The organism is Cutibacterium avidum ATCC 25577 (assembly GCF_000227295.1).
GTDB lineage: Bacteria > Actinomycetota > Actinomycetes > Propionibacteriales > Propionibacteriaceae > Cutibacterium > Cutibacterium avidum.
In genome coordinates this window covers 247,439-261,403 of the sequence record NZ_JH165054.1, presented here as the reverse complement: position 1 = coordinate 261,403, position 13,965 = coordinate 247,439, and the positions used below count along the sequence as shown (strand labels likewise).

Annotated in this window: 11 protein-coding genes and 1 tRNA gene; 10 read left to right on the top strand and 2 right to left on the bottom strand. The window is 62.7% G+C overall.

Translation table 11 applies throughout. The features are described from left to right. Together orn and HMPREF9153_RS01145 are read right to left on the bottom strand one after the other, a co-directional pair. The coding region (gene orn, locus HMPREF9153_RS01150; protein WP_004808803.1) for an oligoribonuclease at positions 1-287 on the bottom strand (287 nt) is incomplete at its 3' end. A gap of 73 nt (positions 288-360) precedes the next feature. After that, a complete protein-coding gene (locus HMPREF9153_RS01145) occupies positions 361-1,533 on the bottom strand; it encodes an MFS transporter (RefSeq protein ID WP_080564846.1) in 1,173 nt (390 codons plus the stop codon). A gap of 141 nt (positions 1,534-1,674) precedes the next feature. Here HMPREF9153_RS01145 and HMPREF9153_RS01140 point away from each other — a divergent pair. The 10 genes from HMPREF9153_RS01140 to HMPREF9153_RS01095 all read left to right on the top strand — a co-directional run bounded on the left by HMPREF9153_RS01140 (position 1,675) and on the right by HMPREF9153_RS01095 (position 13,947). Beyond that, a tRNA-Arg gene (locus HMPREF9153_RS01140) sits at positions 1,675-1,750 on the top strand. A gap of 75 nt (positions 1,751-1,825) precedes the next feature. After that, positions 1,826-3,136, top strand: coding sequence for a PrsW family intramembrane metalloprotease (locus tag HMPREF9153_RS01135; RefSeq protein ID WP_004808801.1), 1,311 nt, complete (start codon positions 1,826-1,828; stop codon positions 3,134-3,136). Between the two features lie 22 nt (positions 3,137-3,158). Beyond that, positions 3,159-5,024 carry a GTPase family protein gene (locus tag HMPREF9153_RS01130; RefSeq protein WP_004808800.1) on the top strand — a complete coding sequence of 622 codons (1,866 nt, stop codon included), beginning with the start codon at positions 3,159-3,161 and terminating at the stop codon, positions 5,022-5,024. Beyond that, positions 5,021-6,631, top strand: coding sequence for a YfjP family GTPase (locus HMPREF9153_RS01125; RefSeq protein WP_004808799.1), 1,611 nt, complete (start codon positions 5,021-5,023; stop codon positions 6,629-6,631). The genes HMPREF9153_RS01130 and HMPREF9153_RS01125 overlap by 4 nt, the downstream gene beginning before the upstream one ends. Positions 6,632-6,775: 144 nt before the next feature. Continuing rightward, entirely contained in the window at positions 6,776-7,243 is a 468-nt protein-coding gene (locus HMPREF9153_RS01120) for a single-stranded DNA-binding protein (RefSeq protein WP_004808798.1), read from the top strand. A gap of 120 nt (positions 7,244-7,363) precedes the next feature. After that, positions 7,364-9,049: an energy-dependent translational throttle protein EttA gene (gene ettA, locus HMPREF9153_RS01115; RefSeq protein WP_004808797.1), complete on the top strand. Its 1,686-nt coding sequence runs from the start codon at positions 7,364-7,366 to the stop codon at positions 9,047-9,049. An 81-nt stretch (positions 9,050-9,130) separates the two neighbouring features. Continuing rightward, a complete protein-coding gene (locus HMPREF9153_RS01110) occupies positions 9,131-10,786 on the top strand; it encodes a vWA domain-containing protein (protein WP_004808796.1) in 1,656 nt (551 codons plus the stop codon). Further along, a complete protein-coding gene (locus HMPREF9153_RS01105) occupies positions 10,783-11,418 on the top strand; it encodes a hypothetical protein (RefSeq protein ID WP_036979520.1) in 636 nt (211 codons plus the stop codon). Before HMPREF9153_RS01110 ends, HMPREF9153_RS01105 begins: the two co-directional genes overlap by 4 nt. Next, positions 11,418-12,575, top strand: a complete 1,158-nt coding sequence (locus tag HMPREF9153_RS01100; RefSeq protein ID WP_138237553.1) for a hypothetical protein — start codon at positions 11,418-11,420, stop codon at positions 12,573-12,575. The genes HMPREF9153_RS01105 and HMPREF9153_RS01100 overlap by 1 nt, the downstream gene beginning before the upstream one ends. Before the next feature lie 46 nt (positions 12,576-12,621). After that, positions 12,622-13,947, top strand: a complete 1,326-nt coding sequence (locus tag HMPREF9153_RS01095) for a toxic anion resistance protein (protein WP_237726200.1) — start codon at positions 12,622-12,624, stop codon at positions 13,945-13,947. Positions 13,948-13,965: the final 18 nt, after the last annotated feature.

Here is a 13,965-nt window from a genome sequence, read left to right as displayed (position 1 = left end):
GCTTTTCCTGCCTGCGGGACGTAGGTGCGGATGTAATCGAGCACCTGTTCCTGGGCCTCGGACATCGTCAGTCCCTTGTCGAGCTCCTCGAGGAGTCCAGATTTGGTGTGCATGTCGCGCACGAAGTCGTTCATGTGCGCGAGCCACTCGGGCTCGGGCTTGATGATGACGTCCACTCCTTCGCCCTGAACATTGAGCTGCCCATCGGTGACCAAGGCGGCCACCTCGATGAGTCCGTCGTGGGCCAGGTCGAGCCCGGTCATCTCGCAATCGATCCACACCAACATGTCTTTCACGTCATAACAGACTAGTTGGTGGTGACGACATGCCACTTTTGAGCGGTTGACGCGGAAGGGGCCCTTACCGTTTACCGCGCGGCACCCAGCGGCCCATCCAGTAGCTGCCGACCAGACCGATGATCGCCATCACGATGCTGGCTGCCGACAGTGGCCAGACCAGGGTGACGAGGGTGACGACGATCGGTCCCATCGCCGAGCCGGTGTCCGAGAGCAGTCGCCATGCGGCCAGGAACTGAGGTCGTCCGATGGCGGGGGACGCGTCGGACCCCAGAGTCATGACGATGCCCGAGCTGGCTCCGTTTCCGATGCCGATGACGAGGGCGACGATGCCGATGGTTGTCGCGGTGTGAGCCAGCGGCAGGGTCAGTAGGGCGACGGCCTGGATGAGGATCGACGGAACTGCCACCCACCAGCGCCCGAACTTGTCCATGAGGGCCCCGCCGGGCAGGAACAGCAGGACGTCGGCGGCCATCGACCAGGCGTAGATGAGATCCGTGGTGGCCGGGGTGAGTCCGCTCGCATGACACCACAGCGGCAGCAGAGAGCGGCGGGCCGACCGAACGAGCATGAGGGCCGTCACTCCCAGACCAGTCGTCCAGAGGACTCTCGCGTTCTGTTTGGCGATGGTCCAGGTGGAGATCTTGGCGGGAGTCCTTTCCTCGGCGAGTTCCGGGGTGTCGACCGGTGGCAGGTCGGGCATGACGGTGGTCACGGCGGCTGCGAGCACACTTGCGACGGATGCAAATCCATATGCCCATGCCATGGAGGATTCCCGGAGGATCCATGACCCCGCCATGGGGCCGACGAACCAACCCACCCGGAATACCCCTCCCAGGGTGGACAGGGCGCGCGCCCGGTATCGGTAAGGGATGGCGACCGTCAGGTAATTCTGTCGAGCGATGCCGTAAACGGCGCCGGCCATGCCATTGACGAGCACCGCGATGGCGAGCAGTCCAAGGTGATGGGCCAGCCCCATGGACCCCAGGGCCATCGCGTCGATGAGCATGGCGATGACCAAGGACCACTTCTCGCCGATCTTCGTGACCAGCCACCCTGCAGGGACGTCACCGATGATCTGGCCGATACCGACGAGAGCGGCGATCGCGGCAGCGAGGGCAGCGGATGCACCGTTGTGGACCGCGGTGAGCGGAATGAGCGGGATCACCGCACCGTATCCCAGGGACGACATCAATGTCGGCAGGTAGGCGGAGACGATGATTGACGACCACTTCACCGGTGGGGCCGGGGACTCGGTGCGCGTCGAATCAATCACGGAGAAAGGTTAGGACGGCGAACAAATGGGTGCAGTCTTGCTCGCCACCTGATTGGGGCGGGCTGGGTGCTGGTGGCCGGATCCCGTTAGGATGTCAACCATGGCCCGGTAGCTCAGCGGATAGAGCAGCAGCCTTCTAATCTGTCGCGCGTGGGTTCGATTCCCACCCGGGCCGCCATCATCCTTCCGCATTCCGCGGGACGAGGAATTGGCACAGCGGAAAATGTCCCAGGTGCCCGGTAGTCTTTCAACCATGTCCTACGTTGCCCCCGCGCCCGTTGTGCGCCGTCCCTGGTGGCAACGTCTGTTGCGTAATCCGTGGTTCTGGGTGCTGCTCGTCCTGGTGCTGGTGTCAGCTGCTTGTGTGGTTCACACCTACGTGAACATGCATGCGGACACCGAGGTGGAGCGCGACGGCCAGAAGGGCGTCGTTCCCGGCATCACCAATCAGTCGTTCAAGCTTGCCTTCCACTACGCATGGCCGACGGCAGCGGTCTGGTCGGCGATCTTCATCCTCATCGACCGTTTCAGGACCCGGCATCTTCACGTGTGGTTCCTCTGCTTCTGCTGGGGAGCGTGCATAGCGACCTGGATCAGCCTGCACGTCAATACCTGGATGGCGGGGATGCTCTCGGTGACAGGCGGGGTCGATCCGGCTTCGGGTGCAGGTCCTGCGGTGTATTCGGCTCCCTTCGTCGAGGAGTCTTGTAAAGCCATGGTGCTTTTCGGACTGGCCGTGGTCATGGGGAGACGCATGACCTCCGTGGTCCAGACGGTGAGCATGGCCGGACTCTCGGCGATCGGTTTCGCCTTCGTCGAGAACATCATGTATTACGCCCGAGCTGACAATTACGCCCGCGTGACTGCCGCTGCTGGCGACCCGAAAAAGGCTGTCATGGAGATGGTCAGGCTGCGAGGCGTCTACACATCGTTCGGGCATCCCCTGTTCACCAGCATGACGGGTATCGGCCTGGCTCTGGGACTGCGATCACGCAGCAGGCTTGTGAGGATCTTGGCTCCGACGACCGGTTTCGTCATGGCTGTGACTGGTCACATGCTGTTCAACGGATTCTCCTCGGTGTTGCCGATGGCCGCCTTGAAGAACCTTTGGTACGTGGCCCTTGCGATCGTCGCCTCCGTCGTGATCTTCGTGGCCATTCGCATGATGCGTGAAGGCAAGATGGTCCGCAATCGTCTTGAGGACTATGTCAAGGCCGGGTGGTTGCCGGAATCCGACGCCGACACCCTCTCGGCGCTGCGGCGTCGTCAGTGGGCGGGTTTGGTGGCCCTCAGCCATGGCCCGCGTCGCTGGTGGCACACACTGGAGTTCCTGCGCACTGGCACGGATCTGGCTTATCTGCGTGACGCGGTCGTGCGTGGACTGGAGGACGATCCGGGTACGCGTCAGATTCAACTCATCGATCGTCTGAACTCGTTGCGTCCGATGGCTGTCACTGTGGCCCGAGGTGCCAAACTGGCCAAACCCAGGCTGCCCGCATTCCTCAGGCGACGTCGGAGCCAGCAGGTCAACAATGAGTTGCAGTGGGCACCGCCACAGGCCTGACGAGTGACCAGGAAGGACCACCATGAACACTGAGCAGATGTTGCTGTCGCTGACTGATCTGCGGCATGACCTGCGTCAGGCCGATTTTCCCCTTGACCTGCCCGAGGCCATCACCCAGGCCGGTCTGGCCCGTCGAATCGCCAGCCAGCTCAACGATTACGTCCTACCTCGGTTGGAGACCATTGACGCCCCGCTCCTCGCTGTGGTCGGTGGGTCGACAGGCGCCGGAAAATCCACCCTGGTCAATTCTCTGGTCGGACGAGTGGTGACCCGGCCCGGCGTCATTCGTCCCACCACGACCTCTCCAGTTCTCGTCCACCACCCTGACGATGCAGTGTGGTTCGACGGTGACCGGGTGCTGCCTACGTTGGTGCGTTCCCGAGTTGCCAGCAATGACGCCTCGAGCCTCCAGCTGGTCGCAGAGCCTGGGATCCCGAAGGGTTTGGCCATTTTGGATGCCCCCGACATCGATTCCGTGGTGGCGCGGAATCGCGACTTGGCTGCCCAGCTGTTGCAGGCTGCGGATCTGTGGGTCTTCGTCACGTCAGCCGCCCGCTACGCCGACGCCGTGCCCTGGGATTTCCTCAACGAGGCTCAGGAGCGACATGCCTCGGTTGCGGTGGTGTGTGACCGCGTCCCGCCGGAGGCCATGAGGGAGGTTCCCCCGGACCTTGGCCGGCTCATGACAGAGCGTGGCCTGGCGGATTCCCCTCTCTTCGCTGTGCCGGAGACCAGGACCAATGCCGATGGCATGCTTCCGGATCAGGCCGTTGCGCCGTTGCGTTTTTTCCTGTCGAGTCTGGCTCAGGACCAGCAGAAGCGACGTGAGGTCATCGCGTCCACCCTGTCCGGCGCCATCGGCTCGGTCTGCGAAAGGTCCTCCTACGTTGCCGCTGGTCTGGAGGCCCAAGCAGTTGCCACATCCAGGCTGGCTGCGGATGCTCAGTCGATCATGGCCGAGGCCTCGCAGTCGATCGCCGCGCAATCTGCCGACGGCACCCTGCTGCGTGGCGAGGTGCTGGCCCGGTGGCACGAATTCGTGGGAACTGGCGAATTCATGCGGGCCATGGAGGCGAAGGTGTCGTGGTTCCGAGACCGCGTCGTCCAGACCTTCAAGGGAGCGCCTCCGGAAGTCGAGAAGGTCAGCGTCGCGGTGGAGTCTGGCCTGGAAAACCTCATCATCGCTGAAACGCAGGCTGGGTGTGAGCGGATTGAGGCCGTCTGGCAGGCCGACCCAGCCGGTCGCAGTGTCCTGGAACGTTCGGACGAGGATCTGGCTCGTCCGTCACGAGGTTTTGAGGAGTCCGTCTCTCGCATGGTGAGGGGCTGGCAGGGCGACGTCATGGAGTTGGTTGCCGGGGAAGGCATGGACAAGCGGTCGAAGGCCCGATTCATGGCTTTCGGAGTCAACGGGGTTTCCGTCGCTCTCATGCTCGTCGTCTTCGCTCACACCGGCGGATTGTCGGGCGCGGAAGCCGGGATAGCCGGTGGCTCGGCCATCGTCGCGCAGCGGCTTCTTGAGGCCCTCTTTGGCGACGACGCGGTGCGACGTCTGGCGAAGGTTGCGAAGGAACAGCTCGACGCCAGGGTCGAGGGGCTGCTCGCCACTGAGGTGGCGCGCTACCAGAACGTGCTCGGAGCGCTGGGAGTCGATGAAGAGTTGCCAGCTCGGATCCGCACCTCGATCGAGCAGGTGCGGCAGGCTCAGGAAGCGGCGGAGCCCCGCGATGGCCGGGTGACGATCCGAACCCGTCCGCAGACGCGGGAAGCGGAGGCGTCCGGAACACCCGAGCTCGGGCAGATGAGGGCCGACATGCCCGTCCTCGACGCCGAGATCGTCGAACCATCGGTGGTTTTGGAGCCTGAGCCTCGTCAGGAGGAACGATGAGGAGACGACGCGTCGACCTTGCCGAACGCATTGAGATGCTGAGCAAGGCAGTGGATCTGTCGGCGGGGCGTATCCCCGATGAAGTGGTCGACCGTGCGCGCGCAGTGCTGGATCGTGCTGACCAACGGTGCCAAATCGGTGGGGATCACACCGTCATTGCCCTTGCTGGCGCCACCGGTTCGGGAAAGTCATCGACCTTCAACGCACTCGCAGGTGCGGACCTCGCGGATCCGGGCGTGCGTCGTCCGACGACCTCGAAAGCCACGGCAGCGGTGTGGGGGAGCGAGTCAGCCGAGTCCTTGCTGGACTGGCTCGACGTTCCTCGTCGTCACCACATGGGCGGAGACGGGGCTCTCGACGGCTTGGTGCTGCTCGACCTGCCCGACCACGACTCGGTGCGCATCGAGCATCGGCTGGAGGTGGATCGACTCGTCGAGATGGTCGACATGATCGTGTGGGTCGTCGATCCACAGAAATATGCCGACGCTGCTCTCCACACTCGTTATCTGGTGCCACTGGCGACTCATTCCGAGGTCATGACGGTCGTTCTCAACCAGATTGATCGTCTCGACAAGGAGCAGCGTAAGAACTGTTTGCGCGATCTGCGTCGTCTCCTGGACTCAGAGGGCCTGGACAAGGCCAAGATCATGGCAATCTCGGCGACCACCGGTGAAGGCGTGGAAGACATGCGCGTCGCATTGGCTCGTGCCGTGCGCGCCAAGAAGGCGCAGGCAGCCCGTCTCCATGCTGACCTCGACAGCGTTTCTCAGCAATTGTTGGAGGCGACTGGTGCCGAGGCAGGTCAGGTGAGTCAGGACTCCGTCGACCGATTGATCGAGGCGTTGTGCACTGCTGGTGGCGTCGATCCAGTTGTCGAGGCGACCCGGGAGGCTTACCGCAAGAGAGGCCACTACGCCACAGGTTGGCCGGTGACGTCGTGGTTGTCGAAACTTCGGCAGGATCCGTTGCACCGGTTGCACTTGGACCTGGGCTCGAGGCGCAAGAAGGAGTTGTCGCGCGGGACAGAACCCACCGATGTGCAGCGAAGCGCGATGACGGCACGCGTCGGTGTCGCAGGAGCCAAGGTGGACACGGCAGTGCGCTCTCTGGCGTCGGAGGCCTCCGAGGGGCTGCCCCGGCCGTGGGCCGACTCGGTGCGGGCAGCATCACTGTCGAATCGCAAGGTTCTACCCGACGATATCGATCGGGCTGTCGCCTCCACGGATTTGGGAGTGCATCGGGGTACCGGCTGGTGGAAGGTGGTGACGGTGGTGCAGTGGATTCTCATTGTCATCGTCCTGGCCGGGGCGGCGTGGTGGTTGGCGGATGGCTTGACGGCCTATTTCCAGTTCCGAGTTTCACCGGTGAGATGGCACGACTTCCCGGTGCCGCCCCTCATCGTGGCGGGGGGAGCCGTCGTGGGCATCGTGGTTTCTCTGCTGTGCCAGATCGGTGTGCAAGCAGGGGCTCGGGCTGCTGCGCGTCATGCCAGGTCTGAATTGCGGTCCAACCTGACCGAGGTGGCATGGCAATCTGTCGTTGATCCGGTCAATGTCGAGCTCGATCACCACGACGAGGTCGTCAAGATCCTGGCGAAGGCGTCCTGACGTGGGTAAATGGCTTTGCCACAGGTGCAGGGTTGTCCACAGGGTCGTCGGCGCTGAATTTGGAGTTGTCCACAGATCTGAAATTGCCTGACGGATTTTCCGGGGCTCGACGATAACTGTCTGTGAGTGGAAAGGAGCTCACAGATGGACGCAAACGTGTCATTTACCGGAAACCTCGGGACTGATGTCGAGATGAAGATTGGTGAGGGTTGGCGTGGAGCCCGGTTCCGGGTTGCTCACACCCCTCGCGCGATGAGGCAGGGGGAGTGGGTCGACGGGACGACGACATGGCTGTCGGTGCACGTCTACGGGCGCCTCGCGGACAACTGCGCCGCATCCTTGCATAAGGGAGACCCGGTCATGGTTACCGGTCGGCTGCGTACCCGGAATTGGATTGACGACGAGGGCTCCCACGAGCAACTCATCATCGTCGCAAGCAATGTCGGACCGGATCTGTCCCGCGTGTCCGCCGTGTGCCGTCGCCCCGAAAAGCGGGTCGAGGCGCCGCTGGGAGACGATCACGTGCTGCGATACCAGGAACCGCACGATGCGATTGGCGACGACGGGGACGCCGAGATGGTTGATGACGACGTCGAATTGGTCGGTTCCTGAAGTCCGAGGTCATCCATCGGGAATGACTTTGTGACGGGAACGGTTATGCCAACTGGCATACTGTGCAACGGTCGGTGAAGTGCCGGCCGCCCCGTTCCCGCAGATTCTGGAGGAGTGCCGATGGCCGAGTTCATCTACACCATGCACAACGTCCGAAAGGCGGTGGGTGACAAGGTCATTCTCGACAATGTCACGCTGTCGTTCTTCCCGGGCGCCAAGATTGGTGTTGTCGGACCGAACGGCGCTGGTAAGTCGACGATGCTCAAGCTGATGGCTGGGCTCGACAAGCCGAACAACGGTGACGCCAACCTCGCCAAGGGAGCCACGGTCGGAATCCTGCTCCAGGAGCCCCCGCTCACCGAGGATAAGACGGTTCGCGAGAACGTCGAGGAGGCCGTCGGCGACATCAAGGCGAAGCTCGCACGGTTCGAGGAGGTTTCGGCCGAGATGGCCAACCCGGACGCCGACTTCGACGCCCTCATGGCCGAGATGGGCGAGCTGCAGACCGAGCTCGACAACGCCAACGCCTGGGACATCGACACCCGCCTCGAGCAGGCGATGGACGCCTTGCAGTGCCCTCCCGGCGACACCCCGGTCGACGTGCTCTCCGGTGGTGAACGTCGTCGCGTCGCCCTGTGCAAGCTCCTCATCGAGCAGCCTGACCTGCTGCTCCTCGACGAGCCCACCAACCACCTGGACGCCGAGTCCGTCAACTGGCTGGAGGGCCACCTCAAGTCCTACCCAGGCGCTGTCCTGGCCGTCACCCACGACCGCTACTTCCTTGACCACGTGGCCGAGTGGATCTGTGAGGTCGACCGCGGTCAGCTGCACCCCTACGAGGGGAACTACTCGACCTACCTGGACACCAAGCGCAAGCGTCTCCAGATCGAGGGCAAGAAGGACGCCAAGCGCGCCAAGATCCTCGAGAAGGAGCTGGACTGGGTGCGCTCCTCGCCGAAGGCTCGGCAGGCCAAGAACAAGGCCCGTCTGGCCCGTTACGAGGAGCTGGCTGCCGAGGCCGAGCGCAACCGCAAGATCGACACCGCCGAGATCAACATCCCGCCGGGCCCGCGCCTTGGCAACGTCGTGCTGGAGGCAAACCACCTCACCAAGGGGTTCGGCGACCGTGTCCTCATCAAGGACCTGTCCTTCACGCTGCCGCGAGCCGGCATCGTCGGCGTCATCGGCCCGAACGGTGTCGGCAAGACGACCCTGTTCAAGACCATCGTCGGATTGGAGAAGGCCGATTCCGGCGACCTCAAGGTCGGCGAGACGGTCAACTTCTCCTACGTCGACCAGAACCGTACTGGCATCGACCCGGAGAAGAACGTCTGGGAGGTCGTCTCCGACGGACTGGACTACATCAAGGTCGCCAACTTCGAGGAACCCTCGCGGGCTTATGTGGCGAGCTTCGGCTTCAAGGGACCGGACCAGCAGAAGAAGTCCGGTGTGCTCTCCGGCGGTGAGCGCAACCGCCTGAACCTGGCCCTGACACTCAAGCAGGGCGGCAACGTCCTCCTGCTCGACGAGCCGACCAACGACCTGGACGTCGAGACCCTGTCGAGTCTTGAGGACGCCCTCCTGGAGTTCCCGGGATGTGCCGTGGTCGTCTCCCACGATCGCTGGTTCCTCGACCGCATCGCCACCCACATCCTGGCCTGGGAGGGCGAGGACGAGGACGGTGTGCCGCGCTGGTTCTGGTTCGAGGGCAACTTCGCCGACTACGAGGTCAACAAGATCGAGCGTCTCGGGCCGGAGGCGGCTCGTCCGCATGCCTCGAAGCATCGTCGACTCACTCGTGACTGAGCGGTGACGCACTGGTGAAGAATCAATGAACTCTTCCTGTTGACACCGTTCACGGCGCCGGCTCATTGCTATAACGCTGTTATGGGTCGGCGTCGTTATGTTCCCACCGTCGTCATCGCTTTTGTCTCCGCGGTGTGTCTGGCCGTCACAGGATGCTCAACGGGCTCCTTGACGTCCCGTGACCCGAGTACGCCTGAGGCCGCAGAGGCAACGGGCCCGGCGGTTCTTCGTATCGTCGCTGGGTCCGAGCAGAAGACGGTGCTCGAAACCATCGTCGGTCCGTGGTGCAAGGACAAGGGGTACACCTGTACGTGGAAGCTCAAGGGATCAGTTGATCAGGCCCGTGACCTCCAGGCCGGGCAGGTCGAGGCCGATGCCTACTGGTTCGCATCCTCGGTGTTTTCCCAGCTCGCCAACACCAAGCACGTCCTCAGCGACGTCAAACCGATGTTCCTCACACCGGTCGTCTACGCCGGGTACAAGCCGGTGATGGACAGGCTTGGCCTCGTCGGGAAGGACGTCACAGCAGTCCAGATCATCGACAGCCTCGAATCCGGCAAGACCAAGGTGTGGGCAACCAACCCGACCCAGTCGAATTCCGGTGACACGGTCCTGTTCAGCTTCCTCAACCACTTCGCAGGCAACCCACCTGGTCAGGCCCTGACGGCGACTCAGCTCAAGGACCCCAAGGTGGTCGACGGCATGAAGAAGTTCTTCAATGCCATGGATCGCACCCCTCCCTCCACCGGCACCATGACCAGTCAGTGCGTCAAGGAGCCCAACCTCTGCCAGACGATGTTCACCTATGAGGACCTCGTCATTGAGGAGAACCAGAAGTTGGTCAGGGAGGGGAAGGACCCTCTCTACGTCGCCTATCCACGCGGTGCGATGGCGATCTCGGATGCTCCACTCGGTTTCGTGGACCACGGTCAGGCCAATGCCGAGGAACATCACAAGATCTTCACCGAGCTGCAGAACTACCTACTCGAGGACGATGCCGCACTGAAGAAGTTGGCCGCCATCGGACGGCGTCCGGGCAATGGGGTCGGCCTGTCCATGAGCAACGCCGACACCAAGGTCTTCAATCCTGACTGGGGTATCAAGACCACCCTCAAGGAGCAGGGAGTCACCTTCCCCAGTTCCGAGGTGATCGACCAAGCTCTGGACAATTACCACTCCCTGTACCGCAAGCCGGTGAACACCTACTACTGCCTCGACGGGTCCGGGTCGATGGACAGCAACGGTGGCTGGGACGGCGTCAAGGATGCGGCGAGGGCATTGTTCGATCCCGCCGAGGCCAAGCGCAACAGACTGCAAACAGCGGAGAAGGACGTCACTACGGTTGCGATCTTCAACAGGAACCTTGCCGCAGGACCATGGACGGTCACCGGCAACGACCCCAGCAAGCTCACCGATCTGCGCGAGGAGATTGACGGTTACGACCCTCAAGGCGGAACGAACATGTACAGCTGCCTCGACCGGGCAGTTCAGCAACTGTCGACGTCTTCAGTGAGCAAGAAGCTGATCGTCGTCATGTCCGATGGGCAGTCCGAGGACGATTCGCGAGACCCGTCCATCGATGCGCTCAGGAAGGCCCACATCCCCGTCGTGACGATCGCCTTTGGAAAGAGTGCTTCGCCCGGGCAGCTTCAGGAGGTCGCGAAGGCCAGTGGTGGTAGCTATGTGAGCAACGAGAACATGGTGTCGGCGTTGCGGGAAGCTGCGGGATACAAGTGAGTCGACGACGTGCCCGTACTGTCGCCTCTGTGTCCTCCCTGGCCGCGATCGCCGTGGTCTTCATCGTCATGATGATCCTTCTTGACGGAGTCGCGGCGGTCCCTCGCCTGGCCATCTCGACCGGCTTGGCCATCGCCACCGCAGTTGGTGTCAGCCTGGTCATGTGGCGTTCCCCGGCCCAAATTAGCGACGACTCCTACAACGACGATGCCGAGGACAAGGTGAGGTCATGTCGTCGGATTGTCGACGAGATCAGCAGTCAGGGTCACTCCTTGCACTCGGCGTCCATGAAGTCACTGGTCCAGCAGATCCCCAAGGTTGTCCCGGATCTGTTGGATCGGGTGAAGCGGGCGTCGCCGTCATCCCTGTACTCCTCGGCCAGCCAGCTGGAAGGACACCTGCGCTCACTGTCGGGGGTGGTGAGCACCTATTGCGACGTCGAGGAGCATCCGTCCTACTACAAGCAGCCTGACGAGGTGTTGCTGGAAGGGGAGCAGGCGACGCGGCGATTCCTTGACTTCGCCGTCGATTCGATCCGACTCATCAACCAGGGTGATCTGGCGGAATACCGCGCCAACCTTGCGACCGTCGCCCCGCCTGAAATGCCCGTTCTCGCCATCGAGGAGAAATGATGTCCAAACCACGTTTCATCATCGGGGTCGTCATCCTGCTCCTCGTGTGCGTCGTCGGGGGAGCGTCGTACCTATACCTGCGACCGGACTCATCCTCGTCTGCCGGTGGTGGCAAGGCGACGTCGTCGTCCGAGATCACCGAGATCAAGTGTGCCGGTGGTTCGGAGAAGACCGAACTCATGGCCGACCCCGAAGTCACCAAGGTGCTCGCCGACAAGTACCACCTCAAGCTCGAGTTCGTGCCGATGGGCTCCTACTCCCAGGTCCAGATGCCGACCGATGACATCAAGAAGGGCGGATACAACTGTCTATGGCCCTCCAGCGCTTCGGCACAGCGGATCTTCGAGGCCGACCATCTCGGCCAGTTCTCCGGATACCGTGCCCAGACGGTCCTGCAATCCCCTGAGGTGGTGTACTCCGGTCCGGAGGCAACAGCCGCGTTGCAGCGCGCCAAGGTCGTCACCAAGGTCGACAATCATTACGAGTTCGACATCAAGACCTTCCTGCTTGACCACGCTACGAAGAGCACCACGTGGCAGAAGCTCAAGGCCGGGAATCTGGCCGGTCCGGTGCGAATCCGTAGCACCGATGCTCGAAGCTCCAACTCCGGATTCACCATGATGCAGCTCGAACTGACGATCCTGGCCACCAAGGACAGCACCTCGTCGCCGACCCTGGCCCAGGCCAAGGCGGTGTTGCCGCAGATGAGGCAGCTGTACGCGACCTCGGGTCTGCAGGCAGCCAGTTCCGAGAATGGCTTCAGCCAGTGGCTCACCCAGGGCGGTGAGTACGCGGCCCCGCTGTTCGCCGGGTACGAGAACCAGATCATCCAGCTGGCGGCCACCAATTCGAACTCGAAGGAGATCCTCAAGGACGTCACGGTGCTGTACCCCAGCCCGACGATCTACTCGGATCACCCGATCCTGGCATTGGACACGGACGGCCGGAGGCTCATCAGCGCCATGCGTGACGATGAGATTCAGAAGATCGCGTGGAAGAAATACGGTTTCCGATCCACGACGAATGCTGGGATAAACACCACGTCAACTTTCAAGGACTTGCCTCTCGCGTCACGGGTGCGGACCATTCCAGCCACCAACGCGGACGTAACTCAGGCCCTGATGGCCTGCCTCACTGACGCCAAGAAGTGTTCCTGAGCACATCCACGAGAACAGCACCACCGAAAGGTTGATCATGTCCGAGATGTCGATCGATTTCAATGCCTTGGCGGGAGCCGAGACTCCTGCCAAGGGAGTTGCCGAGTCCAGTGTGGGAGAACTCGCCGTCCAAGTCGCGCAGGGTGCTGAGCCCGGTCACACCCTCTCGTGTCTGGCCATGCTCACTCCTGAGCAGCAGGAGGCAGCGAGAAAGGTTGCTGCGCAGCAGTTCCCGCACCTGCTCGCCGATACCGATGCGCTGGGGACCTTCGGCGACCAGGCGCTGTCAGCCGTCAACAGCCAGGTGAATCGGATCTTCCGTGAGGTCGGCCCGGTGCAGATTCCCGAACTAACCTCGATCATGAACGAGATCAACGACCGGATGCGTGCCTTCCGCCGCAACTATGACCCGAGCCTCAACCGTGAGGTGCGCGAGACATTCGACAAGTTCACCGACGCCGTCAAGGGAATCTTCCGACGTGGCCGCGACATCGTCGAGATGCTCTTCGAGGAGGCTCGCTCGGTCGATCAGCAGCTTGACCGCATTTCCGGGCAGCTCGCCACCAAGCAGCACGAGCTGCGTCGCAACGTCGTGTTGTGTGACGAGCTCTACCAGGCCAACGAGGCCTCGATCGCCCAACTCGTCGGCGCCATCGCCGTGATGGAGGCCGTACTCGACGAGGCTGCCAAGGCGCAGGCTGCGATCGTCGTCGAGCCGTCTGCCCCGGATGGCCGTGCCAAGCAGGAGGAGAGGGCTCGGATCACCGAATTCATGACGGCGATGCAGACGCGCATCAACGAGTTCCAGCAGCGTCTGTTCGTGGCATGGTCGACCAGCCCGCAGATTCGCAACATCCGCGCCCTGCACTACGGGCTCGGTCAGCGTCTGGCCCTCATGGTCAACCTCACCATCCCGACGATGAAGCTCACCATCGCCCAGTGGGGTCTGCTGCTCGAGGCCCAGCAGGCCGCAGGTATGCAGAAGGCCGTCGCCGAGGGTGCCAACGAGGTGCTGTCGGCCTATGCCGCGGCTTCTGGACAGACCGTTGGTGAGATCTCCCGCACGATGCAGACCCCGACCCTGGACCCACAGACGATCCTCGACGTCGCTGAATCCCTTGACCAGCAGGCCACCGGTCTGGAGGACGCGGTTCGTTACGGCGAGTCGGCTCGTCAGGAGGTGGTCGCCGCGATCCTCGTAGCCCAGTCGAGCATCGCCAGGACCTCTGCCGACCTGGACAAGACGGTCGCCGAACTGGTCGTCAAGTCGGCGAACAAGGTCGAGCTTCCTCCCGCACCACACCTGCCCGAGGCTGTCATGGCCCAAGTGCCCACCGAGAAGGAGTCTGCGGTCGTCGCGATCACCGCGTGAGCTCTGCGTGAGGTAGGG